Here is a 25,168-nt window from a genome sequence, read left to right on the forward strand (position 1 = left end):
TAGCGGCCTACCTGCGGAAACGCCGAAAACCCGCCTGAGAGGCCCCTGATGAGCCTTCCCCTCCTTGCTATCGCCTGCCTACTCGCCGTCACTCTCGGTTACAGCCTCAAGTGCTGGCTGAGCCCGTTCGGCGACTGCCGCCGCTGCCACGGCATGGGCCACGGCTTCAAGACCGACCGCAAGGGCCGCACCAAACGCGGCCGTGACTGCCGCCGCTGCGACGCCACCGGCAAGCGCATACGCGTCGGCCGCTGGATCTACAACCGCGCCGCGCGCACCTACCGCGCCGGCACCCGCTGACCCCACCCCGGAGGACCGATGGTCATCACCATCCCGCTCGTTCTGCTGTTCGCCGCCGTGGTCCTGATGCTGCTGCGCTTCAAGGCCGTCGGCGCCGGCGCGGCCGTCGCCGTCGCCCTGTTCGGCTTCTACCTCGCCAACACCGGCGCGGCCGACACGGTCAACCAGCTCGTTGCCGCCGTCACCGGCGCCCTCGCCGACGTCGGCCGCTGACCCGAAGGGAGACCAGCACCGTGAACGAACCCACCGCGTACGGCCGCCCGGCCGGACACGCCACGGCGGCCGTGGAGGTCCACACCCCCACCCCGCTCGCCCCCGCACACACCGGCCCGCTCGTTCCCATGCATCCGGGCGCGATCCCGTCCGTGGCGAGCATCGTTCTGCCAGACGGCCGCGTCGTCACCGGCTACGCCATCAGCCCCACACAGCCCGAACCCCTCGCCGCCAAGCCGGCCGTCTCCCGGGCGGCGGTGAACGTCGCCCTCGGGGGTGTCGGTTTCCTCGCCGTGTGCGGCGGCCTGCTGCTGCTGACCACGTTCGTCACCGCGCTGACGGCGCTGATCACACAGCTCATCACCCTCGCGGCCGTCATCTTCGGCGGTTACGTCGCCGTGCAGATCTTCAAGCCCGGCGAGGCCAAGGGCGGCAACACCTTCCACATCCGCAAAGCGGTCTTCAAGCGCAACCACTTCAACGGCTGACAGGAGAAGCGTTCATGCCCCGACTGCGCATTCAGGTCGCCCACTGGCCCCGGGCCCTGATCCTGACCGACACCCCCCGCCCAGACTGCCGAGACTGCGAGGGCGAGGGCGGGTTCGCGTACGACTACGGCGACCACAACGGCGAGTACGCCGGTACCAACTGGGAGCCCTGCGGCTGCTGGAACGAGACCCGGTGCTGGGTCCTGCTTCCCCTGCCGCGTCGGCCCCGCTGGCTGCGCCGCCGCACGGCCGCTCGTGACCCGTGGGGCTACAGCAACGAACCCCCGTTCTAGCTCTACCCGAGGGCGGCGGCTCCCGGACAAGGACAACCCGCCGCCCTCGGTCTCCCATCCCGACGAAACAGAATCAGGAGACCTACAGCATGGCCCAACTGCGCACATTCGGCGAGGGCCCCTCGCTCCATGCCACCCGTACGAGGCCTGAGTCCCGGTCGCACCTACCTCGCCGCCACGGCGACGCCGGCCGCGGCATGAGCGAGCATCTGCACACTGCGCTGCGGCTCGCAGACGCCGGCGTTCCGCCTCTGCCGCTGCGGGCGGGGAAGCTGCCGTTCGCGAACTGCCCGGCCTGTGTCCGCAACGCGTGCGGCGGCCGGCCGAACATGAAGACTCCGGGCCCCTGCACCTGCCCGGCGCCCTGCCACGGATGGGCCGCCGCGACTATCGACACCCGCGTCATCAACTCCCCGATGTGGGCGGGCGCGTGGCGGGACGCGGCGGCGGTCGCCTACCACCCCGGTGGCGCCGGCCTGACGATCGTGGACTGCGACAACGCGGAAGCCATCGCGTGGGCCCGGGCGACCCTACCCGCCACCCGGATCGTGAAGACGACGCGCGGTGAGCACCGGATCTATCAGGGCGTGATGCGGTCCGTGAACGGCGTCCGGCCCGGTGTGGACATCAAGTCCCTTATGGCATACGCCCGTTGGCTCGCTAAGGGTGAGGGCGTCACGGCCCCTCTGCCGGACGCTGTGCGCGCGCTGGCAGTAAAGGAGCCGTCCACTGCCCGCAGGGCGCCACAGGCGCTCTCAGTGCCCCTCGGGGGCGTACAGAGGGAGTGTCGGCACCGCACGCCCACCTATCTGGAGCGTGGCATCGCCATGGCGGAGCAGCGCATTACCGAGGCCCGCAGCGCGGTGCACGCGACCGTCTATCGCACGTTTCTCGCGGTGCTGTCGACGCATGGCGGGTGCGGCTGCCTCACCGATGCCCACGTTGCGCGGCTGTTCACCGCCGCGCAGGCCAAGGGTGAATCCCTCCGCCACTGCACCGACGCGTGGACCAACGCCCGCACCACGTTGGGACTGTGACATGTCCGAGGACGAGAAGAACCCCGCCCGCGAGATCATCACCGACTACGCCCAAGCCCACTTCCGCTACTTCCGCACTGCCGACGGCACCGTGTACGCGCAGCGCAACGGCCACCCCGTGGCCCGCCCAATCCGCTCGCAGGGCACCACCGGCAGCCACCGCCAGGAACTCATGGTCGGCCTGTTCAGGGACGGACGCGGGGTGTTCAACGGGACCGCATTGAAGGAGGCGTTGGACCTGATCGAAGCCCTCGCCCTGACCGAGGACGTGCAACCGGTCCACATCCGCGTTGCCCCCGGATACGACGGGGCCACCTGGCTGGACCTGGGCCGCGCGGACGGGCAGTCGGTACGGATCCACCCCACCGGATGGGACATCGCCGTACCGGACCCGCGTGAGGTGTCCTGGCGCCGCACCCAGCTCACGGGGGAACTGCCCCTGCCGGCCAAGGACACCAACGGCAAAGGCATCGACCTGTTGATGCGGTTGTGCAACTTCGCCACCGCGGAAACCGAGTGCCTGGCCATCGCGTGGCTGATCGGCTGTCTTGGGCCGTCCGTGCCCGTCCCCGCCCCGTTCCTCACCGGTCCGCAGGGTGCCGGCAAGTCCACCGGTGGGCGGATGCTCGTGCGGATCATTGAGGGCATGAGCGGGGACCTGCGCCGGGCACCGAAGGATGAGGAGAACCTGATCACGGCGGTGGCGGCCGGTTGGGTCACCGCCCTGGACAACCTCTCCCACATGACCCCGGAGTTGTCGGATGCGATGTGCTGCATCGTCACTGGAGCGGAGAACGTCAAGCGCGCGCTGTTCACCGATGGGGACGTCTTCCGCGTCGGCTACCGCCGCCCCCTGCTCATGACCGGTATCGACGTCGGCGTCATCCGCCCCGACCTTGCTGAACGGCTCCTGCCGCTGCGGTTGGAGCGGCCCCGGGTGCGGCGCACCGAGGATGAGCTGTGGACCGAGTACGCGGAGATCCTGCCCGTGGTCCTCGGTTCGCTCCTGGATCTCACGGCCAAGGTGCGCGCGGCGGAAGCGGAGACCCCCACCGATCTGCGGATGGCAGACTTCGCGCACCTGTGCGCACAACTCGACGCGGCCACCGGATTGGGTGCCCTCGCCGCCTACCGGGCCAGTCTGGACGACCTCAATGACGACGTCATCGAGGGCGATCTCCTTGCACAGACGGTCCTTCAGCACGCTGACACGCTCGAACCGGGCGCGGACCAGCGGATGACGTCCACGGAGTGGCTGCACTGCCTCACCCGCCTCTACACCGGCGAGGACTACCGCCCACTCCCCAAAGGGTGGCCGACCACTGGGAAAGTCCTCTCGGACCGCTTGAAGCGGCTTCAGCCCACTCTTGCGGCCCGGGGTGTCCTCATCGACTCCGGGCGCACCAAAGAGGGCCGCTACCTCGAAATGACCCGGTTGCTGCCACCGCCCCAGCACGAGCAGGAACGGGTGTTCTAGGCCTCGCCGCACGCACAAGCAAGAAGAGCACCAGCCCCGGCGTGGCGTGCTCTTCTTGTTGTTCGGCGGCGCCGCCGCCCTGCTCAGGTCGTGCCGCGTAGCGGCTCCTTCTTCACGATCTGAGCGGCACGACACCACTAAGACAGGCCCGCTTTTTCCTAAGTAGGGGAACGCTGCGTCACCTGCGTCACCGCGGCCTGCAAAACGGCGGGTGACCTGCGCAGACAGGGGTGACGCAGACGGCCGAGGTCTGCGTCATCCTGCGTCATCTGCGTCACCGATGACGAACAGCCTGCGTCACCGATGACGCACCCTCACCGTCCTGCGTCACCGCAAACCGGCAGGTCCGAAGCCTGAATGACGCAGATGACGCGGGTGACGCAGAAATCCGCCCCTCGGACACACGCACGCCCCGCCCCCGCTAACCGAGGGACACCTCACCCCACCCCCCGACGGACATGAGGAGTCACCAGCCATGGCCAGCAAAGAGCCGACCGACCCGCGCGCCCTGCTCCGCGGCGGCCTCCCGGACCGCTACCTGACCCCGGAAGACCTGGTCACCATGTTCAGCCTCCCGAGCGTCGAAACCGTCTACCAGTGGCGCCGCAAGCGCATCGGCCCGGCCGGCTTCCGCGTCGGTCGCTACCTCCGTTTCAACCCCGCCGCCGTACAGGCGTGGGAGGCCGAACGCACCGCCCTCGAAGACGTCGCCTGAGAGAGCCGCACACCGCACCACCCAACACCCCGGGGAGGGCCACACCGTGGCCCTCCCCGTCCCATGCCCAGAAGGGATCACGCCCCAGATGGCAGGCCACATCCAAGACCGCTGGTACAAGACCGAGACCAACACCGCCGGCAAGACCGTCCGCGTCAAATCCGACCGCTACGGCACCGGCCTGCGCTACCGGGCCCGCTACATCGGCCCTGACGGTACTGAGAAGTCCAAGAGCTTCCCTGACCGTCAGAAGCGACTCGCTGAGAAGTGGCTCAGCGCTGTTGAGACGGACATGAGTCGCGGCCAGTACACCGACCCCAAGTCCATGCAGATCACGTTCCGGCAGTACGCCGACAAGTGGTTGGACACCAGGACTGCGAGCCCGATGACCAGGAAGGAACTCGGTCGGCGTCTGCGGCTGCACGTCTACCCGGTGCTCGGGTCCCGGCCGATCGGGACGTTCCGACCGCAGCACATCAGGGACCTTGTCGCGGCCCTGGAAGCGAAGCCAGGTGTCAGCGCTGCCTACGCCCGGAACATCTTCGCGGACGTTCAAGCGGTCCTGTCCGCCGCTGTCGACGACACGCTGTTGTCGCGCAACCCGTGCGGGGCACGGACCGTCCGGCGCCCCAAGCCCGATGCGCATCCGGTCATCCCGTGGGTGCCCGACCAGGTGTTCGCCGTTCGCGCGGCCCTTCTGGATCGGTACCAAGCGATGGTCAACGTCGGGGCAGGGTGCGGCCTGCGGCAGGGCGAGGTGTTCGGGCTCGCTGAGGACGCCATCGACACCGACGGCCGCACGCTTCACGTGGTCCGGCAGATCAAGCACGTCGAAGGGCACCCGGTGTTCGCCCTCCCCAAGGGAGGCAAGAAACGGGACGTCCCCCTGCCCGACTCCGTGGCGGAAGCCCTCCGGGCGCACATGGACGCCTTCAAACCCGTAGAGATCACGTTGCCGTGGGACGTACCGGAAGGCCCGAAGGTATCCGCTCGTCTGATTTTCACAGCGGAGCAAGGGGGCATGGTCTGGCGTAGCAACTTCAACGGCAAGGAGTGGAAGCCTGCTCTCGCGGTCGCTGGACTCATCCCGGACGCAGACGATGACGGCAAGTACGACTCAGCGCGCGAGCACGGCATGCACGCCCTACGGCACTTCTACGCATCCGCATTGCTCGACGCGGGTGAGAACATCAAGGCTGTCAGCGAGTACATGGGGCATGCCGACCCGGGGCTGACGCTGAGGGTGTACGCGCACCTGATGCCCGACAGCCGCAAGCGTGCCCGCCTGGCCATCGACAAGGTGTTCCAGCGCGACTCTCAGGAAGATCACGGCCCACAGACGGCCCAGTGACCCACGAACGGCCCCTGAACTGCCCTTTTGTGCAGGTCAGGGGCCGTTGCCCGTAGAGAAGCCTCTGAAGTTCCTCAACTCTGCTTTGGTCCGTGAGACGGAGGGGCATCTCCAGCTCACGCAACCGGCGAGGCGCCCACGGGGGGTCGCTTCGGGGGGTATCGGAAGGAGGGTGAGCCATGGTCATCGGCATCATCCTGTTGGTCTTCGTGGTCGTGTTCCTGGTGGGTGTCGCGGCCGTCGTGTTCAGGAACGGCTCGACGCGGCGGCGGGTCCGGGCCGCCGGTGGAGGCGGCGCCGCGGGCAGCCAGAGCTGGTGGGTCGGCGGCGGCGGAGGCGGGTCGGACTCCGGGAGCTCCAGCGGGTACGACGGGGGCGGCAGCCACCACGGTGGACACCACGGGGGCGGCAGCCACCACGGCGGACACGACGGGGGTGGCGGCCACCACGGTGGGCACTCCTGCGGCGGTGGGTCGTCCTGTGGTGGCGGGTCGTCCTGCGGCGGCGGGGGCGGATGCGGGGGAGGCAGCTGACACGGGGCAGCCGAGCTCCGTCAGGGGGAACCGCATCCGCGGACGGGGGGAGCGCGGGGGCGTGGGTCCGGACCTGGGTCGGGACCCACGCCCCCGCTTGTCGCACTTTCACTCCGGTGCGGCAGTGCTCCGGCGCACGCTCCGGCCGCCGCGGCGTGCGCCGCGGTTGAACAGTTGAGCTGTGGAGCCCACGGAGGGATGGAAACCCCACGAAGTTGGGTAAAAACGCTGTGTCGGCGCCACTGTTCATGATTCCCTCTCAATCACCAACACAGCCCCTCGGACGTCCTACGGACACGTCCTGACCTGCCGACTGGGCTGACCGGGCCGATCCCCCCACAGTCGCCCGGGTGTGCCGGAACCCCACACCACCCTTTCTTTGCGTGCTAGCGGAGCCGATCCATGCTCACGACCCTGAACACCTCGTACACCGACACGCGCGCGGCCGACCTCGCCTGGGCCCTGGGGCGTGAGCCGCTGCCCGCCCTCGCCACGCTCGACCTCGAACTCGCCGGGGCGAAGCTTCAGTTGAGACTCCTCGGTGCCTCCCACCAAGTGCTCCTCGAGGAGGCGCGGGGCACCTGTTCGGAGACCGTGGCCTGCATCGCCGGCAGCAGCACACCGCTGCCGCTGGGCGTGGCCAAGCGGGTGGGTGACTGGGAGTACGAGTTCGCGGCCCGGCTCGAGCGGTTGTCGCCCGGTCAGTTCGCGGGCCGCGCACAGGAGTTGCTGGCGCTGGTGTCCGACCATCCGAACGGACTTGCCGGTGTCTTCCCGGGCAGCCCGCACGCGTTCACGGCGATGCTGGCCCAGCGCCACGAGGGCCAGGTGCACTGGCGGACCTGGCACGCGTACCCGCAGGACGGGCAGTTGGTGGCCACCAGGACCCGGGTGGGGGCCCGGGTTCCGGTCGCGACGTCGGGGTGAGCCGGTGGTGCGGTCCGGCGGCATGACAAACACCTGTTTCCCGATTGACCCCCGTTTCCACACGTGTGGGTGACGAAGCGTGCCCGAGCCGTAACGTAACGTCGCACCGTGATCGAGCCGCACGCCCCCGCCCCGCCCGGCGCTCCGCCGCCCTGGGCCGGGCCCGCGCGGCTGCCGGTCCGGCAGGGGACCGGGCGGTTCCTCGTCCTCGCGTGCGTCTTCGTCTGCGCGGCCTGCGGACTGGTGTACGAGCTCGAACTGGTCGCCCTGGCCTCGTACTTGATCGGTGACTCCGTCACCCAGGCGTCCGTGGTGCTCTCCGTCATGGTCTTCGCGATGGGCATCGGCTCACTCGCCGCCAAGCGGCTGCGCGGGCTCGCCGCGGCCGCGTTCGGTGCCCTGGAGGCGCTCCTCGCCCTGGTCGGCGGGTGCAGCGCGATGGCCCTGTACGCCGTCTTCGCCTGGACCGGCGACTGGGGCGGGCCGTGGGCGAGCGGGCCGCGCTGGCTCCTGGTCGCCTTCTCGCTCGCCATCGGCCTGCTCATCGGCGCCGAGGTCCCCCTGCTGATGGAGCTCATCCAGCGCATCCGCCGCCAGGACGCGGGCGGCGCCGTCGCCGACCTGTTCGCGGCGGACTACGTCGGCGCCCTCGTCGGAGGCCTCGCCTTCCCCTTTCTCCTGCTGCCCCAGCTGGGCCAGTTGACCGGCGCCCTGCTCACCGGCGCGGTCAACGCGGTCGCGGGCGGCACCCTGGTCCTCGGCCTGTTCCGGCGCGATCTGACCCGCAGGGCCCGCTGGCTGCTGCTGGGCGCCAACCTCGCCGTGCTCGGCGTCCTCGCCACCGCCGCCGTCCTCGTCGACGACTTCGAACGGGCCGCGCGGGAGGCGGTCTACGGCAAGGACGTCCGGGTCGCCGTCCAGAGCGGCGTCCAGGAGGTCGTCCTCACCGGCGGCACCGGCGGCCGCCCCCTCGACCTCTTCCTCGACGGCCGGCTCAGGGTCAGCGGCCGTGACGAGGACCGCTACCACGAGGCCCTCGTCCACCCCGCGATGAACGGCCCCCACGCGCGCGTGCTCGTCCTCGGCGGCGGTGACGGCCTCGCCGCCCGCGAGGTGCTCCGCTACCCGAGCGTCCAACGCGTCGATGTCGTCGAGCTCGACCCCACCGTGGTGGACCTGGCCCGCAGCGACCCGGCGCTCTCCCGCCTCAACGGCCATGTGTACGGCGACGCGCGCGTGCACGTGATCGTCGCGGACGCCTTCCGCGGACTGCGCACCGGGCTCCCGGAGCCGTCGTACGACGTGGTCGTCGCCGATCTGCCCGACCCCGGGATCACCGCGAGCACCAAGCTGTACTCCCAGGAGTTCTACGGCCTGGTCCGCCGCGTCCTCGCCCCCGACGGCCGTCTCGTCGTGCACGCCGGGCCGCTCGCCGCCCGCCCCCGGGTCTTCTGGACGGTGGAGGCGACCATGCGCGCGGCCGGCCTGCACACCACGCCCTACCGCCTCGCCGGCCGCGCCTCGGACGTCCCGTCGGGTCCCGACCGCACGGCCCGCGCGTCGAGGAGCCCGGACGACTGGGGCTTCGTGCTGGCGTCCCCGCACACCCGCCCGCCGCTGGCCCTGGGCCCCCGGGTGCCGGGGGCGCGCCTGACGCCGGGGGCCCTGCGGGAGGCCGGGAGGGCGGCGGCCGCGACGAGGATCGGTGGGCTGCCCGCGTCCACGTTGGTGCATCCGCGGTACTGAGCGGGGCGGGTCTTCGGTGGATCGGTTCTTCGGCTGACCGGTCCTTCGGTGGATCGGTTCTTCGGCCGACCAGTCCTTTGGCGTTCCGGTCCTTTGGCGTTCCGGCGCGACCCGCGGTCACTTTCGACGAACGGGAGTGCCGCGAGGGGCCCCCGTAGGTAGGCTCGCGAGCATGGAGCATGAGGTGTTCGTTCCGGTTCCGGCCGAGCGGCTGAGGGAGGCCCTGGGGGACCCCGCGAGGGTGGCCCGGGCGGTTCCCGGGCTCCAGCAGGACGCCGGCGCGGAGCCCGTCGCCGGGCGCCTGAAGGTGCGGGTCGGCAGCCACTCCGTCACCTACCGCGGGGCCGTCCGCCTCACCGGCCGCGACGACGGCTCCTACACCGCCGACGGCGAGGCCACCGAGGCCCGCGGCACCGGCTCGGTCCACCTCTCCCTCACCCTGCGCCTGCGCGACACCGACGACGGCACGACCCTGGCCTTCGAGGCGACGGCCACGGCGGACGGCCGCATCACGGAACTCCCGCAGGACGCGGTCGGCTCCGCGGTCGTACGCCTGCTGAACCGTTTCGCGGAGGGGTTGGCCGAGGCGGAGAAGGGCGCGCGGGAGCCGGCCGAGCAGCAGCGCGCGGAACACACGGGCGAGCGGGAGCGCGCGGAGCACGGGGGAGTACAGGAGAGCGCGGAGCACGGGGAAGAGCAGGAGCGGGAGGAGGAGCCGGAGCAGCGGAAGCGGGCGGAGGAGCGGGGAGTACCGGACAGGGCGGAGGAGCCGGAGCAGCGGAAGCGGGCTGAGGAGCAGGGAGGACCGGACCGGGCGGAGAAGCCGGAAGGGTCGGAGCAGGCAGAGGAGTTGGAGCAGCGGAAGCAGGCTGAGGAGCCGGAAGGGCCGGAGCGGACGGAGGGGTCGGAGGCAGCGACCTCCCAGGACTCGCCGACGCCCGAACCCGAAGAGACCCCGGCGCCGCGCGAAGAGGCCCCGGCGCCGCTCGACCAGGCTCCGGCGCCGCCCGAAGAAACCTCGGAGCCGCTCGACGAGGCTCCGGCGCCGCTCGACGAAACTCCGGCTCCGCCCGACGAGTCCCCGGCTCCCCCCGAAGAGCCCCCGACCCCGACCGCCCCGACCCCCGCCCCCGATCAGGACTTCACCGAACCCCTCAACCCCCCGGCCGAGGCCGCCCACGCCCGCCGTACGATGATCGGCCGCAGCGCGGAGGAGGTCGACCACGCGCCCCCGCGCGGCCGTTACGCCCCCGTCCCGGCCCCCCAGACCGTCACCGCCGGCGCGACCCTGCGCTGGGCGGCCCCCGCCGCGGCCGTCGCGCTGGCGTCGGCGATCGTGGTCACGCGCGTGCTGAGGAAACGGCGTTGAGTACTGTCGTCCCGTGAGCCATGAAGAGATCACGCTGACCGCGGGCGATGCGGAAGTGACCTTGCAGCCGTCAAACGGCGGACGCGTCGGGGGACTTCGGGTCGGAGGCGTCGAACTGCTGCGGCAGGGCGAGCGTTTCGGCTGCTTCCCGATGGTTCCCTGGTGCGGCCGCATCCGGGACGGCCGCTTCCGCGACGGCGCCACCACCCACCAGATGCCGCTCAACTCCCCACCGCACGCCATCCACGGCACCGCCCGCGACGGCGCCTGGACCGTCGCCCGCAGCGGCACCGACGAGGCGGTGATGACGTACGACCTCGTCGAGCCCTGGCCCTGGCCCGGCCGTGTCACCCAGATCGCGGCGCTCACCCCGGACGCCCTCACGCTCACGATCTCCGTCGAGACGTACGACTCCTCCTTCCCGGCCCAGATCGGCTGGCACCCCTGGTTCAACCGCACTCTGGGCGGCGAGGGCGTGCGGGTCGACTTCACACCCGCCTGGCAGGAGGAGCGCGGCGAGGACCACCTGCCGACCGGCCACCGCGTCGACCCGAAGCCGAGTCCATGGGACGACTGCTTCGGCATGCCCGAGGGCGTGGACGTCACCCTCACCTGGCCCGGACAGCTGGAGCTGAAGGTCACCAGCCGCGAGGAATGGGTCGTGGTCTACGACGAGCAGGAGGCCGCCGTCTGCGTGGAGCCGCAGACCGGGCCGCCCAACGGCCTGAACACCCTGCCGCGCCTGGTCACGCCCCTGGAGCCGCTGGAGGCCTCGACGACCTGGACCTGGCGGCGCCTCTAAGCTGACAGGCATGACTGACGCGCGTGCCGCCCTGAAGCAGCAGATTCTCGACAAGGCCGTGGTGCACGGCAAGGTGACCCTGTCGTCCGGCCTGGAGGCCGACTACTACGTCGACCTGCGCCGCATCACCCTGGACGGCGAGGCGGCCCCGCTGGTCGGGCAGGTGCTCCTGGACCTGACCGCGGACCTGGAGTTCGACGCGGTCGGCGGCCTGACCATGGGCGCCGACCCGGTCGCCGGCGCCATGCTGCACGCGGCCGCCGCGCGCGGGCAGCGCCTGGACGCGTTCGTCGTGCGCAAGGCGGCGAAGGCGCACGGCATGCAGCGCCGGGTGGAGGGCCCCGACATCGCGGGCCGCCGGGTGGTGGTGGTCGAGGACACCTCGACCACCGGTGGCTCCCCGCTCGAAGCGGTCGCGGCGGTGCGCGAGGCGGGTGCGGAGGTGGTCGCGGTCGCGACGATCGTCGACCGCGCGACCGGCGCCGCCGAGAAGATCGAACAGGGCGCGGGCGTCCCGTACCTGTTCGCGTTCGGCAAGGACGAGCTGGGTCTCGCCTGAGTTATCCACAGGCTGAGACGGCTCGGGCGAAGCATCCGGGCGAGTCTGGAAAGATGGGGCCGACGATGACGTCGAACCCCCACACAAGGTCTAGGTCAGGGCCGTAAGTACGCCGTACGCCAACCCGCAGATACAAGGAGCGGACACATGCCGATCGCAACCCCCGAGGTCTACAACGAGATGCTCGACCGGGCGAAGGCAGGCAAGTTCGCCTACCCGGCCATCAACGTGACCTCGACCCAGACCCTGCACGCTGCGCTGCGCGGCTTCGCGGAGGCCGAGAGCGACGGCATCATCCAGATCTCGACCGGTGGTGCCGAGTTCCTGGGCGGCCAGTACAGCAAGGAGATGGTCACGGGTTCCGTGGCCCTCGCCGAGTTCGCGCACATCGTCGCCGAGAAGTACCCGGTCACCGTCGCGCTGCACACCGACCACTGCCCCAAGGACAAGCTCGACGGGTACGTACGCCCGCTGCTGGCCGTGTCCGAGGAGCGGGTGAAGGCGGGCGGCAACCCGCTGTTCCAGTCCCACATGTGGGACGGCTCGGCGGAGACCCTCGCCGACAACCTCTCCATCGCCCAGGAGCTCCTGGAGCGCGCCCGCGCCGCCAAGATCATCCTCGAGGTCGAGATCACTCCGACCGGTGGCGAGGAGGACGGCGTCTCGCACGAGATCAACGACTCGCTGTACACGACGGTCGACGACGCGATTCGTACGGCCGAGGCGCTCGGCCTCGGTGAGAAGGGGCGCTACCTGCTGGCCGCCTCCTTCGGCAACGTCCACGGCGTGTACAAGCCGGGCAACGTCGTCCTGCGTCCCGACCTGCTGAAGGAGCTGAACGACGGCGTGGCCGCCAAGTTCGGCAAGCCGGCCGGCGCCCAGCCCTTCGACTTCGTCTTCCACGGCGGCTCCGGCTCCACCGAGGAGGAGATCCGCACCGCGCTGGAGAACGGCGTGGTCAAGATGAACATCGACACCGACACGCAGTACGCCTTCACGCGTCCGGTCGCCGACCACATGTTCCGCAACTACGACGGCGTCCTGAAGGTCGACGGCGAGGTCGGCTCCAAGAAGACCTACGACCCGCGCACCTGGGGCAAGCTCGCGGAGGCCTCCATGGCCGCCCGCGTCGTCGAGGCCACGCAGAACCTGCGCTCGGCGGGCACGAAGATCAAGTAAGGCCCTGCACGACTGATCGCGGTGAGCCCGGTGCTGCGGCACCGGGCTCGCTGTATACCTGGGTCATGCCCGATGTCCGGCTGGCCTCGCCGCAAGGCAAGTGGATCCTGCTCACCACCGTCCTCGGCTCCAGCATGGCGATGCTGGACTCGACGGTCGTCAACGTCGCCCTGCCACGCATCGGCCGCGACCTGGACGCCGACCTCGCCGCCCTTCAGTGGACGGTCAACGCGTACATGCTCACGCTGGCCGGGCTGATCCTGCTCGGCGGTTCCCTCGGCGACCGGTACGGCCGCCGCAAGGTCTTCGTCGTCGGCGTCGTGTGGTTCGCGGCGGCCTCGCTGCTGTGCGGGCTCGCCCCGAACGCCGGTGTCCTCGTCGCCGCCCGGGCCCTCCAGGGCGTCGGCGGCGCGCTGCTCACGCCGGGGTCCCTGGCCCTGATCCAGGCCTCCTTCCACCCCGACGACCGGGGCCGGGCCGTCGGCCTGTGGTCCGGGTTCGGCGGCATCGGGGCGGCCGTGGGGCCGTTCGTGGGCGGCTGGCTGGTGGACGGGCCGGGCTGGCGCTGGGTGTTCCTGCTCAACGTCCCGCTGGCCCTGGTGTGTGCGCCGATCGCGGTACGGCACGTCCCGGAGTCGGCGGACGGCCGTACGGACCACGGGCGCTTCGACGTGCTCGGCGCGGTCCTCGGCGCGCTGACGCTCGCGCTGGTGACGTACGCGCTCATCGAGGCCCGTTCCGGCTCCCTGGTGGTCGTCGTCACGGCCGTCGCCGGACTGGCCGCCGGGGTGGCCTTCGTGTCCGTCGAGAAGCGGCGGCCCGATCCGATGATGCCGCTCGGGATCTTCGCCTCCCGGCAGTTCACGGCGGTGAACCTGGTGACGCTGTGCGTGTACGCGGCCTTCGGCGGGTTCTTCTTCCTGGCCGCCCTCCAGCTCCAGGTGGTGGTGGGCTGGTCGGCCCTCGCGGCCGGTACGGCGCTGCTGCCGACGACCGCGCTGATGCTGTTGTTCTCGGCGCGTTCGGGTGCGCTGGCGGACCGGATCGGGCCGCGTATCCCGCTCACCGTGGGCCCGCTGCTGTGTGCGGCGGGGATGCTGCTGATGCTGCGGGTCGGCCCCGACGCGTCGTACCTCGCCGATGTCCTGCCGGCGCTGCTCGTCCTCGGGACCGGCATGGTCACCCTCGTCGCACCGCTGACGGCGACGGTGCTGGGGTCGGTGGACACCTCGCGGGCGGGCCTGGCGAGCGGGATCAACAACGCGGCGGCCCGGGCGGCGGGGTTGATCGCGGTGGCGGCGTTGCCGCTGGTCGCGGGGATGGGGTCGGAGGCATACCGGTCGGCTTCGGCGTTCGACAGTGCGTTCGGGCGGGCGATGGTGGTCTGTGCGGGGGTGTTGGTGGTGGGGTCCGTGGTGGCTTTCGCCATGGTGCGGTCGCTGCCGGCGGGGTGTCGGCGACCGGAGTGCCGGACGCATGGGAGTGTTCTGACACCGCCGCTGGAGGGGGAGCGGACGCGGGGGCGGTTGTCGTAGGTCGGCTGCGGGCCGGTGGGGGCTGGTCGCGCAGTTCCCCGCGCCCCTGAGTGGGTGCAGTCAGGGTCTGCCTAGCTGTGCCCACCGCTTTCAGGGGCGCGGGGAACTGCGCGACCAGCCACGACGGACCCGCGGACAACGACGGACCCCAAGCCGAGGGAAACTGGACCCATGTCGATTCACGAAAACCTTCTCGGGGGCCCGCCCCCGACCCACCTCCCCGACGACCCGGAGCCCCGCGAGCTCCTGGCGAACGGCACCGCCCCCGCGGATGTCGCCGCGAAGTACCCCACCTCCTCCCTCGCCTGGGCCCAGCTCGCCGACGAGGCGTTCGAGCGGGGCAGTGTCATGGAGTCGTACGCCTACGCCCGCACCGGCTACCACCGCGGCCTGGACGCGCTGCGCCGCAACGGCTGGAAGGGTCACGGCCCGGTCCCCTGGGAGCACGAGCCGAACCGCGGCTTCCTGCGCGCCCTGCACGCCCTGGCCCGCGCCGCGGGATCCATCGGCGAGCAGGAGGAGTACGAGCGCTGCTCGCAGTTCCTGAAGGACTCCTCGCCGACGGCGGCCCAGACGCTGGGCTGATCCGCCGTACGTTCTCCGGGCCCGCCTGTGTGATCAGGCGGGCCTTGCCTTTTGCGCGGACCATGGAAGAGGATGCCCGGCGGGGACCGGGGCCCCGTGTCGGTAACGGCAGGGCGGACCGCTACCCGGAGTAATAACAGGAGACAGCGATGTCGTCCCATGAGGCTCAGGAATCGCAGGAGCCCGAGACCCCGCATCTCGACTTCCAAGGCACGACGCCGTACGAGGACTACGTCAAGGCGGACGTGCTCACCCACCTCCAGCACACCCTCTCCGACGATCCCGGAGAGATGGTCTTCCTGGTCACCACCCAGGTCATGGAGCTGTGGTTCACCGTCATCGTGCACGAGTGGGAGACCGCGGCCGCCGCGCTGCGCTCCGACGACGTGCCCACGGCCGTCGCCGCGCTGAAGCGGTCCGTGCGTGAGCTGGAGGCGCTGACCGCCTCCTGGAAGCCGCTCGGCCAGCTGACCCCCGCGCAGTTCAACTCCTACCGCTCGGCCCTCGGCGAGGGCTCCGGCTTCCAGTCGGCGATGTACCGCCGCATGGAGTTCCTGCTCGGCGACAAGTCCGCGTCCATGCTGGTCCCGCACCGGGGCGCGCCCCGCGTCCACGCGGAGCTGGAGAAGGCGCTGCACGAGCCGAGCCTGTACGACGAGGTGCTGCGGCTGCTCGCGCGGCGCGGGCACGCGGTCCCGGCAGCGGTGCTGGACCGTGACGTCTCGCTCCGGTACGAGCCGTCGGACGAGGTGGAGGCCGTCTGGACGGCCCTCTACTCGGGCCCCGAGAACGACGAACTCGCGCGTCTCGGTGAGGCGTTGACCGATGTCGCCGAACTGGTGTGGCGCTGGCGCAACGACCACCTCGTCGCCACCCGCCGCGCGATGGGCTCCAAGGCCGGCACCGGCGGCTCCGCCGGGGTGGCCTGGCTGGAGAAGCGCGCCCGCAAGAACGTCTTCCCCGAGCTGTGGACGGCGCGGTCCCATGTCTGAACTCGCATTCAAGGCACAGGAGTTGGACGCCGGTGACGAACTGGCGGGCGTGCGCTCCCGGTTCGTCCTGGACGACGTGGTGTACCTGGACGGCAACTCGCTGGGTGCCCTCCCGGCGGCCGTCCCGGGGCGCGTCGAGGATGTCGTACGGCGTCAGTGGGGGTCCTTGCGGATCCGGTCCTGGGACGAGAGCGGCTGGTGGACCGCGCCCGAGCGGATCGGTGACCGCATCGCTCCCCTGGTCGGGGCCGAGGCCGGGCAGGTCGTGGTCGGCGACTCGACAAGTGTCAACGTCTTCAAGGCACTTGTGGGCGCGGTGCGGCTCTCGGGCGGTCCGGACTCCGGTCGGGACGAGGTCGTCGTGGACGCGACCACCTTTCCCACGGACGGGTACATCGCCGAGTCCGCGGCCCGGATGACGGGCTGCACGCTGCGCGCGGTGACCCCGGCGGAGGTGCCGGGCGTGCTCAGCGGGCGTACGGCCGCCGTCCTGCTCAACCACGTCGACTACCGCAGCGGGCGTCTGCACGACCTGCCGGGGCTGACCGCCGCCGTGCACGGGGTGGGCGCGATCTCCGTCTGGGACCTGTGCCACAGCGCGGGCGCCCTGCCGGTCGGGCTCGACGCGCACGGGGTCGACCTCGCGGTCGGCTGCACCTACAAGTACCTGAACGGCGGCCCCGGTTCACCGGCGTACCTCTACGTCCGCCGCGAGCACCAGGACCGCTTCGACTCCCCGCTGCCGGGCTGGACCTCGCACGCCGATCCCTTCGGCATGAGCCCGTCCTACCGTCCGGCGGAGGGCGCGGTGCGCGGTCGCGTGGGCACGCCCGACATCCTCTCCATGCTCGCCCTGGAGGCGGCCCTGGAGGTCTGGGACGGGGTGTCGATCGACGCGGTGCGCGCCAAGTCCCTCGCCCTGACGGACTTCTTCCTGGAGTGCGTCTCGTCCCGTGTCGACGAGGGCCGCGTCGAGTGCGTGACCCCCGTGGCCCACGCGGAGCGCGGCAGCCAGATCGCGTTGCGCTGCGACGACGCAGGTGCGGTGATGAAACGGCTGGTCGAGCGGGGTGTGGTGGGCGACTTCCGGCACCCTGACGTGCTGCGGTTCGGTTTCACGCCGCTGTACGTCGGGTTCGCGGACGTGGAGCGGGCGGCGGGCGTACTGGCGGAGGTGCTGACGGAGGCGCGGGCGGAGGTGCAGGCGGAGGTACCGGCGGAGAACGCCAATCCTCACCCAGCGTGACATCCCCATGTCCGCGCACGTCACCAGCCTGATACCGTCCCGGCCAACGGCCGAATTTCCTTCCAGGAAGCTTCACGGTCCGTCAGAACCGTTCCGTCGCTGAGAGGTTGGAGCATGCCCGACGACGCCGCAGGCCGTGCCGCCGCGGAAGCCCGTGCCGCGGCCGAGGAGGAGTCGGCCTTCTCGCACCCGGTGGTCGACCCCGACGTCACCCTGGCGTACGGGGACGACCCCGACCAGGTGATCGACTTCTACGCCCCGCGTGAGACCCCGGCGCCCGGGGGCCGGCTGGTGCCCCTGGTCGTCGTCCTGCACGGCGGGGCGTGGCGGGCCCGGTACGACCGGCGGCATGTGACGCCGTTCGCGGACTTCCTGGCCCGGCGGGGCTTCGCGGTGGCCAACGTGGAATACCGGCGGGGCGGGGCCGCCCTGCCGGCCCAGCGCGGAGCGGGGGAGGCCGGCCCCGTCGCCGGACGCTGGCCCGAGACCTTCGACGACGTGGCCGCCGCGATGGACGCGCTTCCGGCGCTGGTACGGGAGGCGCTCCCCGAGGCGGATCCTCGCCGCATGGTCGTCACCGGGCACTCCGCGGGCGGTCACCTCGCGCTGTGGGCCGCTGCTCGGCACGTCCTGCCGGCCGACGCCGTCTGGCGCACCGACCGCCCGGCACCGCTGCGCGGTGTCGTCGCCCTGGCCCCGATCGCCGACTTCACGGTGGCCGACAAGCTGGACGTGTGCGGTGGGGCCTGCCGTCAACTCCTGGGCGGGGAAGAGGCGTTCACCGAGCGGGTGCCGTACGCCGACCCGGCCCTCCTGCTGCCCACCGGCATCGCGACCACCCTCGTCCAGGGGCGGGCCGACCTGGTCGTACCGCAGGCGGTCGCCGAGGCCTACGCGGACGCGGCGGCCAAGGCGGGCGAGGTGGTCGGGCTGACCCTGCTGGAGGAGGCCGGCCACTTCCCGCTGATCGACCCGGCGGCGGACGCCTGCGCGGTGGTGGCGGAGGAGATCGCCCAATTGGCCTGGTGACCGCCGGGTGGGGGGTGTGGCTCCCTCCCGGTGATACCCGTCATACCTGAGAGCTACGGCTCGGAAGAGCTCCCTGGCGGGACGCGGACGACGACTCGCGCTCCGTAACTTCCCCTCCATACAAGCCCGATGGCCGGGCGGAGGGGAGACGACCATGGGGCGGATCCGGCGCGGTGCGCGCAGCGGGTACGGGCAGTCGCGTCGCACTGACGGCGATCACGGAAGCGCCGGTCAAGAGCGTGACGCCGCCGCCGGCACCCGCCGTACCCACAGATGGCGTCGGGCTCTGGTCGCCGCCCTCCTCGTCACCGCCGTGGTCGCCCCGCTCTCCGCCGCCGCCCGTCCGCAGATCCCCGCCCCACCCCCGGCCGCGCTCCCGACGCTCACCGCGGCCACCCTCGACCGTGCCTACGCGGCCAACCGCGCCAACGCCGAGGCGGCCGCCCGGATGGCCGCGGCCCACGGCGACACCCACCGTGCCAAGGCCGACGGGGAGTTGGCCGACCCCGTCCGCCGGCTGCTCGCCTTCGACGGCCGGGGCACCGGAGAGGCGACGGAGGTCCTCGGCGACCTCGCCCGCGCCGACCGTGTGGCGGTCCTGGTCCCCGGCTCCGACACCTCCCTGGACACCTACCCCCGCTTCCGGGCCACCGCCGAGGCTCTGCACCGGCAACTGACCAGGACCGCTCCCCGGGACACCCGTACCGCGGTGGTCGCCTGGCTCGGCTACCGCACCCCGGACACGGTGAGCACCACGGTCCTGACCACGGACAGGGCGGACGAAGCGGCCCCCGCGCTGAGCGAGTTCATCGGCCGGCTCCACGGCATCGTCGGCACCGGAGCGACCGTCTCCCTCGTCTGCCATTCCTACGGCACCGTCGTCTGCGCGCGAGCCGCCGCCCACCTGGACGTCGACGACCTGGTCCTGATCGGCAGCCCCGGCACAGGGGCGGACACCGCGGCCGGTCTGCACACCCCCGCGAGGATCTGGGCGGCCCGCGGCAAGGACGACTGGGTCGGTGACGTCCCCCATGTGAGGACCGACCTGTTCGGCGTCACCGTCGGCTTCGGCACCGACCCGGTCTCCCCGGCCTTCGGCGCCCGTGTCTTCGCCGCGGGCGAGGGCGGTCACAGCGGCTACTTCACCCCGGGCTCGGTCTCCCTGGCCAACCTCGCCCGGATCGTCCTCGGGGACACCGCGGAGGTGACCCGTGGCTGAGCACCGCACCCGCCACCCCCGCAACCGCGCCCACCACCCCCGCAGCGGCGTACGCGTGGGCGTACGACAGGCCGCGGAGCGGATCGACGCGGCGACACCTCCCGAGCGGGACCGTGCCGTGGACGCCCTGCGCGCCCTCGCGATCCTCGGTGTGGTCCTCGGCCACTGGCTGGTCACTGCCCTGGTCGTCGACGGCGGCACCCTGCACACCGCGAGCCCGTTGCAACACATGCCCTGGCTGGCCCCGATCTCCTGGGTCTTCCAGACGCTGGCCGTGTTCTTCCTGGTGGGCGGCCATGTGGCGACCCTCGCCTACACCTCTGCACGCGCCCGCGGGACGACGTACCCGCAATGGCTGAGAAGCCGTCTGGCCCGGCTGTTCAAGCCGGTCGCCGCCGTCCTCGCGCTGTGGACGGTGACGGCGACCGCCCTGCTGCTGACGGGCGCCCCGTTCGGCACGGTCCGCACCCTGGTCAAGCTCGCCCTGTCCCCGCTGTGGTTCCTCCTGGTCTTCGGCGTGCTCACGGCGGCGACCCCGCTGCTGCGGAGGCTCAACCCGCTGTGGCCGCTGGCCGTCGTCCTCCACGTGGATCTGGTGCGCTTCGGACTCGGTGGCCCGGACTGGCTCGGCTGGGTCAATCTGCCGGCCGGCTGGCTCGTGCCGTACACCCTGGGCGCTGCCTGGACACGCGGCGAGCTGGAGGGGCGGCGCGCGGGGTGGCTCCTGCTCGGCGGGGGTGCGGTGGTGACGGCGGTGCTGGTCGGGTGGGCGGGGTATCCCGCCTCGATGGTCGGCGTGCCGGGCGCCGCCGTCTCCAACCTGAACCCGCCGACGCTGGCAGCCGTCACCTTCGGCCTGGCCCAGTGCGGAGGAGCCCTCCTGCTGCGCGACCGACTGCGCAGCGGCATGCGCCGCCCGACGGCCTGGGCGGCGGTGGCGCTGGTCAACCTCTCCGCGATGACGATCTTCCTCTGGCACCAGACCGCGCTGATGGCCACCACGGCCACCGGCCTCGCCGCGGGCCGGCTCCCCGGTCTGCACACCGTCCCCGACGGCCTGGGGTGGGTGGCGGCCCGGCCGGTCTGGCTGCCGGTGTTCGCCCTCGTCCTGGCGGTCTGCCTGGTGGCCTTCCGGTCCCTGGAGCAGGGGCCGCGCCGGACCGGGGGCCGGGCCTCGCGGGTGATCCATGTCCACCGCCGTACCGAACCGGCGGCAACGAAGGAGGTGCGTGGTGCCTAGGGTGGTCGGCGTGACGGAGACGGGGATCCGGCGGAGGGTCGTGCGCCGACTGCTGCGCTGGCTGGGGGTGTTGAGGGACGACCTGTGGACGACGCGGCCCGATCCGCTGCCCCCGTCCGTGTGGCTGCGCTGGCTGCCGCACGGCGTGATGTGGCTGGTCGCCTTCGGGGTGACGGTCGGCGTCGTGGCGCCCCTGATGGACGGCGGCGGGGTGGGAGGCAGTGTCGCCTTCGCGATCGGTCTCGCGGCGGGCGCGGCCGTCGTGTTCGCGTTGTGGCGGCCCGTCCCCGCGTGGTGGCTGTCGACCGCGGCCATGATGGTCGGCGCTCTCGAAGTGCGCCGACAGCTGCTGGCCGGCGGCTCGCACGGCTTCACCTGGCCGTGGACGGCCGGTGGACTCATCGGGCACCTGGCCGTACTGCTGCTGCTCGCCCTGCGGGTGCCCACCCGGGTGGCCGTCGAGGCGCTGGCGGTGACTCTGCTGCTCACCTACCTCGTCGAGGGCGTGCTGGGCGCACCCGACTTCCAGCCCACCGGGGTGCTCGCGGCGATCCTGTTCACCGTCGTGGTGGTGCTCGGCACCGCCCTGCGGGGCCGCCGTGAGGCCAGCAGGGCACTGGTCGAGCAGACCACCCTCACCGCCGAGGAACGCGCCCGCCGCACCGTGCTGGAGGAGCGCAGCCGTATCGCCCGTGAACTGCACGACGTGGTCGCCCACCACATGTCCGTCATCTCGATCCAGGCCCAGGTCGCCCCCCACCTCGTGGCGGACCCGTCCGAGGAGCTGAAGGAGAACCTCGCCGGCATCCGGCAGAACGCGCTGGAGGCCCTGACCGAGCTGCGCCGCGTCCTGGGCGTGCTGCGGTCCGAGCACCCGGAGACACCGGAGGCGTCCGCCGACCCCGCCACCGGCACCGCCCCGCACGCCCCGCAGCCCACCCTGGACCGGATCGAGGCGCTCGTGGAGAACACCCGGGCCGCAGGGCTGACGGTGGTGCTCCGGTGCAGTGGCGAGCGGTGGTCGCTGCCGCCGGGCGTGGAGCTGTCGGCGTACCGGATCGTGCAGGAGGCGCTCAGCAACGTCCTGCGGCACGCGCCGGGCGCGGAGGCCCACGTCCATGTCGAGTACCTGCCGATCGGCGTGGTCGTCGAGGTCGCCAACACCCGCCCGACGCGACGTGCGGCTCCCTCCGAGGGCGCCGGACACGGGCTGCTCGGCATGCGGGAGCGGGCGGCGATGCTCAGCGGCGTCCTGCTGGCAGGCCCCCAGCAGGAGGGCGGCTACAAGGTGTACGCCTACCTCCCGGCGTCCCCGGCCGACCGGGACCCGCTCCCCGCATCCCCGAGCGCCGCAGGCAGGACCCGACCGGCCACGACTCCCACCGATCCGGCCTCCGCCCGGCACCGGGCCGACGACTCGAAGGAAGACACCGCATGACGAGCGGCACGACCGGCACGACCGGCATGAACGGCACGACCGGCAGCATCCGCGTGCTGATCGCCGACGACCAGCAGATGGTCCGGCAGGGCTTCAGCGTGCTGCTGGGCGCCCAGCCCGGTATCGAGGTGGTCGGGCAGGCCGTCGACGGCCTGGACGCCGTCGCCAAGGTCGCCGAACTCGTCCCGGACGTGGTTCTGATGGACATCCGCATGCCCGAGCTGGGCGGCATCGAGGCCACCCGCCGCATCACCGGGGAGCGCCCCGGGATCAGGGTGCTGGTGCTGACCACCTTCGACCTCGACGAGTACGTCTACGAGGCGCTGCGGGCCGGAGCCTCCGGGTTCCTGCTGAAGGACGCCTCCGCGGAGCAGCTCGCCGAGGCCGTGCGGGTGGTGGCGGCCGGGGACGCGCTCCTCGCGCCCGGGATCACCCGGCGTCTGATCGCCGAGTTCTCCCGTCTGGACGACCGGCCCCGCGCCCCGCTCAAGAGCAGGGTCGGCGAGCTGACCGAACGGGAGACGGAGGTCCTGGCCCTGATCGCGCAGGGCCTGTCGAACGCGGAGATCGCCGGACGGCTCGTCGTGGCCGAGCAGACGGTGAAGACCCATGTGGGCCGCATCCTGGTCAAGCTGGGCCTGAGGGACCGTACGCAGGCGGCGGTGTTCGCCTACGAGTCGGGGCTGGTGAGACCGTCGGGCTACTGACCCCGGTCCCTCCCGGCCCGCCCCGTAGTACCTGAGACGGACCCCCGAGGACCCCCCTCACTGGTGACGACGGCGACCCCCGGCCCCGCCTACCGTTTCGACCGTGACCCATACGACCGAGACGCACACGACACTCTCGCCGGGCGGCAGCGACGGGGTTGAGCCGTACAAGCCCCGCAGCCCGGAGTTCCGGGCCGCCATGGACGCCCTGCGGGGCCTGCGGCACGACCTGATCACCGACGCGTTCGCCTACCGGCCGCTGCCGCCGACGTCCGCCGACAGGGGCCTTGCCCGCGTGCTGTCCGGCCGGCTGCGGGAGTACGCGGTCTGGACACCCCACGCGCTGATCACCGCGGCCGGTCTGCTCGCGATGCTCATCGGTGCGGACAACAGCGGCCGCGGCGCGACCACGAACGTCCTCGTCGGTGTGCTCGCCCTGGCCCCGGTCCTGCTGACCATGGTCCGCCCGGTCATGGCCTTCTGGCTGTCGCTGGTCGCGACCGCGATCACCTACGCGCTGGCCTCGACCCAGTGGGAGGAATGGCCCTGGCTGGCGGGCAGCTTCGCGTGCCACCTGGTGGTGCTCACCGTGGTGGCCCTGCGCACCAGGCCGCGCACAGCGGCGTGGATGTGGCTGCTGACCCTGGTCTACGGCCTGGTGTGGCAGGGCGCCTTCGGCAGCGATGTCTGGCACTACCGCCACTCCAACACCTTGGAACTGCTGTTCGTCTCCGCCCTGTTCCTGCTCGTCGTGAGTGTCTGGCACATACGCAAGGACGCCCAGCAGTCGGTGACCGCCCAGCAGACGGTGACCGCGCACGAGCGTTCCCGACGCACCCTGCTGGAGGAGCGCACGACCATCGCCCGCGAGCTGCACGACGTGGTGGCCCACCACATGTCGGTCGTCGCCATCCAGGCCGAGGCCGCGCCCTACCGGGTGGAGAACCCGCCCCCCGAGCTGGAGAAGGCCTTCGCGACCATCCGGGAGAACGCGGTGGCGGCCCTCACCGAGATGCGCCGGGTCCTCGGAGTGGTCCGCGCCGAGGACTACGAGGCGCCGGACGCCCCGCAGCCCACCCTGGCCGACCTCGACGCCCTGCTCGACAACGTGCGGGAGGCGGGTCTGAGCGTGGACAAGACGGTCACCGGGGCGGTGCGCGAACTGCCGCAGGGCGTCGAGCTGTCGGCGTACCGGATCGTCCAGGAGGCCCTGAGCAACACCCTGCGGCACGCCCCGGGGGCGAGCGCGCGGGTCGAGATCGGTTATGTGCTGGGCGGCCTGGGACTGCGGGTGGTCAACGGCCCGTTGCCCCACCCGGCGCTGGTGAAGCCCTCGCCCGGGGCCGGACACGGCATCACGGGCATGCGGGAGCGGGTCTCCATGCTGAACGGCGAGATGACGGCGGAGGCCACGGACGAGGGAGGCTACGAGGTGACGGTGTTCCTGCCGGTGCCGCTCGGCGGCGAGGGCGCGGCATGACGATCCGGGTGCTGGTCGCGGACGACCAGATGATGGTCCGCGAGGGCTTCTCGGTGCTGCTGAACGCGATGCCGGACATCGAGGTCGTCGGCGAGGCGGTCAACGGCCGGGAGGCGGTGGACCGGGTCCGGGACCTCGCCCCCGACGTGGTCCTGATGGACATCCGGATGCCGGAGCTGAACGGCATCGAGGCGACCCGGGAGATCGTCGCGGCGAACGGCACGTCGAAGGTGCTGGTGCTGACCACCTTCGACCTCGACGAGTACGTCTACCAGGCGCTGCGCGCGGGCGCCTCGGGCTTCCTCCTCAAGGACGCCTCGGCCCGGCAGCTCGCGGAGGGGGTGCGGGTGGTGGCCTCCGGCGAGGCCCTGCTCGCCCCCTCGGTCACCCGGCGTCTGATCACGGAGTTCTCCAAGCTGTCCGAGTCCCCGCGCGTCCTGGCCTCCGCCCAGGCGGCCTACGGCGACCTGACCGAACGGGAGACGGAGGTGCTGGTCCTCATCGCGCAGGGCCTGTCGAACCTGGAGATCGCCGGGCGCCTGGTGGTGGCCGAGTCGACGATCAAGACGCATGTGAGCCGGATCCTGGTGAAGCTGGGCCTCAGGGACCGTACGCAGGCGGCGGTGTTCGCGTACGAGGCCCGACTGGTGACACCGGGGTAGGGGAGCGTCCCCCCTGGTCAGCGGCGGGGTTCCCGGGCTAGCGTCC

At 71.8% G+C, this 25,168-nt stretch carries 26 protein-coding genes; all 26 read left to right on the top strand.

The features are described 5' to 3' along the window. Positions 1–48: 48 nt before the first annotated feature. The 26 genes from AQJ54_RS30755 (at position 49) to AQJ54_RS30880 (ending at position 25,122) form a co-directional block, all read left to right on the top strand. Positions 49–300: a hypothetical protein gene (locus tag AQJ54_RS30755; RefSeq protein ID WP_062242656.1), complete on the top strand. Its 252-nt coding sequence runs from the start codon at positions 49–51 to the stop codon at positions 298–300. Between the two features lie 18 nt (positions 301–318). Continuing rightward, positions 319–513, top strand: a complete 195-nt coding sequence (locus tag AQJ54_RS30760; RefSeq protein WP_062242659.1) for a hypothetical protein — start codon at positions 319–321, stop codon at positions 511–513. Between the two features lie 20 nt (positions 514–533). Further along, positions 534–1,001 carry a hypothetical protein gene (locus AQJ54_RS30765; RefSeq protein ID WP_062242661.1) on the top strand — a complete coding sequence of 156 codons (468 nt, stop codon included), beginning with the start codon at positions 534–536 and terminating at the stop codon, positions 999–1,001. Between the two features lie 14 nt (positions 1,002–1,015). Next, positions 1,016–1,294 carry a hypothetical protein gene (locus tag AQJ54_RS30770; RefSeq protein WP_062242664.1) on the top strand — a complete coding sequence of 93 codons (279 nt, stop codon included), beginning with the start codon at positions 1,016–1,018 and terminating at the stop codon, positions 1,292–1,294. Positions 1,295–1,491: 197 nt separating this feature from the next. Continuing rightward, positions 1,492–2,331 carry a bifunctional DNA primase/polymerase gene (locus tag AQJ54_RS30775; RefSeq protein ID WP_062243041.1) on the top strand — a complete coding sequence of 280 codons (840 nt, stop codon included), beginning with the start codon at positions 1,492–1,494 and terminating at the stop codon, positions 2,329–2,331. Position 2,332: 1 nt separating this feature from the next. Then, positions 2,333–3,808: a hypothetical protein gene (locus tag AQJ54_RS30780; RefSeq protein WP_062242668.1), complete on the top strand. Its 1,476-nt coding sequence runs from the start codon at positions 2,333–2,335 to the stop codon at positions 3,806–3,808. A 475-nt stretch (positions 3,809–4,283) separates the two neighbouring features. Then, entirely contained in the window at positions 4,284–4,523 is a 240-nt protein-coding gene (locus AQJ54_RS30785; RefSeq protein WP_062242671.1) for a helix-turn-helix transcriptional regulator, read from the top strand. Between the two features lie 88 nt (positions 4,524–4,611). Further along, a complete protein-coding gene (locus AQJ54_RS30790; RefSeq protein ID WP_062242674.1) occupies positions 4,612–5,874 on the top strand; it encodes a tyrosine-type recombinase/integrase in 1,263 nt (420 codons plus the stop codon). Positions 5,875–6,053: 179 nt separating this feature from the next. Next, positions 6,054–6,407, top strand: coding sequence for a hypothetical protein (locus AQJ54_RS30795; RefSeq protein ID WP_062242676.1), 354 nt, complete (start codon positions 6,054–6,056; stop codon positions 6,405–6,407). A gap of 402 nt (positions 6,408–6,809) precedes the next feature. Continuing rightward, positions 6,810–7,334 carry a DUF2617 family protein gene (locus AQJ54_RS30800; protein WP_062025947.1) on the top strand — a complete coding sequence of 175 codons (525 nt, stop codon included), beginning with the start codon at positions 6,810–6,812 and terminating at the stop codon, positions 7,332–7,334. Positions 7,335–7,442: 108 nt separating this feature from the next. Continuing rightward, on the top strand, positions 7,443–9,080 hold the full coding sequence (locus tag AQJ54_RS30805; RefSeq protein ID WP_062242679.1) for a polyamine aminopropyltransferase: 1,638 nt from the start codon (positions 7,443–7,445) through the stop codon (positions 9,078–9,080). Positions 9,081–9,252: 172 nt separating this feature from the next. Further along, positions 9,253–10,449 carry an SRPBCC domain-containing protein gene (locus AQJ54_RS30810; protein WP_063806470.1) on the top strand — a complete coding sequence of 399 codons (1,197 nt, stop codon included), beginning with the start codon at positions 9,253–9,255 and terminating at the stop codon, positions 10,447–10,449. 13 nt (positions 10,450–10,462) lie between these two features. Further along, positions 10,463–11,251 (top strand): aldose epimerase family protein, encoded by a 789-nt coding sequence (locus AQJ54_RS30815; protein WP_062242684.1) that lies wholly within the window; start codon positions 10,463–10,465, stop codon positions 11,249–11,251. 10 nt (positions 11,252–11,261) lie between these two features. Then, positions 11,262–11,810 (top strand): orotate phosphoribosyltransferase, encoded by a 549-nt coding sequence (gene pyrE / locus AQJ54_RS30820; protein WP_062025950.1) that lies wholly within the window; start codon positions 11,262–11,264, stop codon positions 11,808–11,810. Between the two features lie 147 nt (positions 11,811–11,957). Then, a complete protein-coding gene (gene fbaA / locus AQJ54_RS30825) occupies positions 11,958–12,989 on the top strand; it encodes a class II fructose-bisphosphate aldolase (RefSeq protein ID WP_030319767.1) in 1,032 nt (343 codons plus the stop codon). A gap of 65 nt (positions 12,990–13,054) precedes the next feature. Continuing rightward, positions 13,055–14,524, top strand: coding sequence for an MFS transporter (locus tag AQJ54_RS30830; RefSeq protein ID WP_062242688.1), 1,470 nt, complete (start codon positions 13,055–13,057; stop codon positions 14,522–14,524). Positions 14,525–14,695: 171 nt separating this feature from the next. Continuing rightward, positions 14,696–15,109, top strand: coding sequence for a DUF3151 domain-containing protein (locus AQJ54_RS30835; RefSeq protein ID WP_062242691.1), 414 nt, complete (start codon positions 14,696–14,698; stop codon positions 15,107–15,109). A 149-nt stretch (positions 15,110–15,258) separates the two neighbouring features. After that, positions 15,259–16,101 carry a tryptophan 2,3-dioxygenase family protein gene (locus tag AQJ54_RS30840; protein WP_020134444.1) on the top strand — a complete coding sequence of 281 codons (843 nt, stop codon included), beginning with the start codon at positions 15,259–15,261 and terminating at the stop codon, positions 16,099–16,101. Continuing rightward, positions 16,094–17,347, top strand: a complete 1,254-nt coding sequence (gene kynU, locus AQJ54_RS30845; RefSeq protein WP_062242694.1) for a kynureninase — start codon at positions 16,094–16,096, stop codon at positions 17,345–17,347. The genes AQJ54_RS30840 and kynU overlap by 8 nt, the downstream gene beginning before the upstream one ends. 114 nt (positions 17,348–17,461) lie before the next feature. After that, the gene (locus tag AQJ54_RS30850; protein ID WP_062025953.1) at positions 17,462–18,376 is read left to right on the top strand and encodes an alpha/beta hydrolase; all 915 of its coding nucleotides are present in this window, start codon (positions 17,462–17,464) and stop codon (positions 18,374–18,376) included. A gap of 154 nt (positions 18,377–18,530) precedes the next feature. Continuing rightward, positions 18,531–19,595 carry an alpha/beta hydrolase gene (locus AQJ54_RS30855; RefSeq protein ID WP_079070075.1) on the top strand — a complete coding sequence of 355 codons (1,065 nt, stop codon included), beginning with the start codon at positions 18,531–18,533 and terminating at the stop codon, positions 19,593–19,595. A 55-nt stretch (positions 19,596–19,650) separates the two neighbouring features. Next, positions 19,651–20,835: an acyltransferase family protein gene (locus tag AQJ54_RS30860; RefSeq protein ID WP_062243044.1), complete on the top strand. Its 1,185-nt coding sequence runs from the start codon at positions 19,651–19,653 to the stop codon at positions 20,833–20,835. 10 nt (positions 20,836–20,845) lie between these two features. Next, positions 20,846–22,273 (top strand): sensor histidine kinase, encoded by a 1,428-nt coding sequence (locus AQJ54_RS30865; RefSeq protein WP_428843808.1) that lies wholly within the window; start codon positions 20,846–20,848, stop codon positions 22,271–22,273. Next, complete coding sequence (locus tag AQJ54_RS30870; protein WP_062025954.1) at positions 22,270–22,980, top strand: response regulator; 711 nt, start codon at positions 22,270–22,272, stop codon at positions 22,978–22,980. The genes AQJ54_RS30865 and AQJ54_RS30870 overlap by 4 nt, the downstream gene beginning before the upstream one ends. A 103-nt stretch (positions 22,981–23,083) precedes the next feature. Beyond that, complete coding sequence (locus AQJ54_RS30875) at positions 23,084–24,460, top strand: sensor histidine kinase (protein WP_062242697.1); 1,377 nt, start codon at positions 23,084–23,086, stop codon at positions 24,458–24,460. Further along, positions 24,457–25,122 (top strand): response regulator, encoded by a 666-nt coding sequence (locus AQJ54_RS30880; RefSeq protein ID WP_062025956.1) that lies wholly within the window; start codon positions 24,457–24,459, stop codon positions 25,120–25,122. The genes AQJ54_RS30875 and AQJ54_RS30880 overlap by 4 nt, the downstream gene beginning before the upstream one ends. The last annotated feature ends 46 nt before the right edge of the window (positions 25,123–25,168 follow it).

The sequence above is a fragment of the Streptomyces griseorubiginosus genome (assembly GCF_001514195.1).
Lineage (GTDB): Bacteria > Actinomycetota > Actinomycetes > Streptomycetales > Streptomycetaceae > Streptomyces > Streptomyces griseorubiginosus.

Excerpts from the sequence above, each read along its gene's own strand:
- AQJ54_RS30755 (WP_062242656.1), top strand. The coding sequence starts at position 49 with ATGAGCCTTCCCCTCCTTGCTATCGCCTGCCTACTCGCCGTCACTCTC.
- AQJ54_RS30760 (WP_062242659.1), top strand. The coding sequence starts at position 319 with ATGGTCATCACCATCCCGCTCGTTCTGCTGTTCGCCGCCGTGGTCCTG.
- AQJ54_RS30770 (WP_062242664.1), top strand. The coding sequence starts at position 1,016 with ATGCCCCGACTGCGCATTCAGGTCGCCCACTGGCCCCGGGCCCTGATC.
- AQJ54_RS30775 (WP_062243041.1), top strand. The coding sequence starts at position 1,492 with ATGAGCGAGCATCTGCACACTGCGCTGCGGCTCGCAGACGCCGGCGTT.
- AQJ54_RS30780 (WP_062242668.1), top strand. The coding sequence starts at position 2,333 with ATGTCCGAGGACGAGAAGAACCCCGCCCGCGAGATCATCACCGACTAC.
- AQJ54_RS30785 (WP_062242671.1), top strand. The coding sequence starts at position 4,284 with ATGGCCAGCAAAGAGCCGACCGACCCGCGCGCCCTGCTCCGCGGCGGC.
- AQJ54_RS30790 (WP_062242674.1), top strand. The coding sequence starts at position 4,612 with ATGGCAGGCCACATCCAAGACCGCTGGTACAAGACCGAGACCAACACC.
- AQJ54_RS30795 (WP_062242676.1), top strand. The coding sequence starts at position 6,054 with ATGGTCATCGGCATCATCCTGTTGGTCTTCGTGGTCGTGTTCCTGGTG.
- AQJ54_RS30800 (WP_062025947.1), top strand. The coding sequence starts at position 6,810 with ATGCTCACGACCCTGAACACCTCGTACACCGACACGCGCGCGGCCGAC.
- AQJ54_RS30810 (WP_063806470.1), top strand. The coding sequence starts at position 9,253 with ATGGAGCATGAGGTGTTCGTTCCGGTTCCGGCCGAGCGGCTGAGGGAG.
- pyrE (WP_062025950.1), top strand. The coding sequence starts at position 11,262 with ATGACTGACGCGCGTGCCGCCCTGAAGCAGCAGATTCTCGACAAGGCC.
- fbaA (WP_030319767.1), top strand. The coding sequence starts at position 11,958 with ATGCCGATCGCAACCCCCGAGGTCTACAACGAGATGCTCGACCGGGCG.
- AQJ54_RS30830 (WP_062242688.1), top strand. The coding sequence starts at position 13,055 with ATGCCCGATGTCCGGCTGGCCTCGCCGCAAGGCAAGTGGATCCTGCTC.
- AQJ54_RS30835 (WP_062242691.1), top strand. The coding sequence starts at position 14,696 with ATGTCGATTCACGAAAACCTTCTCGGGGGCCCGCCCCCGACCCACCTC.
- AQJ54_RS30840 (WP_020134444.1), top strand. The coding sequence starts at position 15,259 with ATGTCGTCCCATGAGGCTCAGGAATCGCAGGAGCCCGAGACCCCGCAT.
- kynU (WP_062242694.1), top strand. The coding sequence starts at position 16,094 with ATGTCTGAACTCGCATTCAAGGCACAGGAGTTGGACGCCGGTGACGAA.
- AQJ54_RS30850 (WP_062025953.1), top strand. The coding sequence starts at position 17,462 with ATGCCCGACGACGCCGCAGGCCGTGCCGCCGCGGAAGCCCGTGCCGCG.
- AQJ54_RS30855 (WP_079070075.1), top strand. The coding sequence starts at position 18,531 with ATGGGGCGGATCCGGCGCGGTGCGCGCAGCGGGTACGGGCAGTCGCGT.
- AQJ54_RS30870 (WP_062025954.1), top strand. The coding sequence starts at position 22,270 with ATGACGAGCGGCACGACCGGCACGACCGGCATGAACGGCACGACCGGC.
- AQJ54_RS30880 (WP_062025956.1), top strand. The coding sequence starts at position 24,457 with ATGACGATCCGGGTGCTGGTCGCGGACGACCAGATGATGGTCCGCGAG.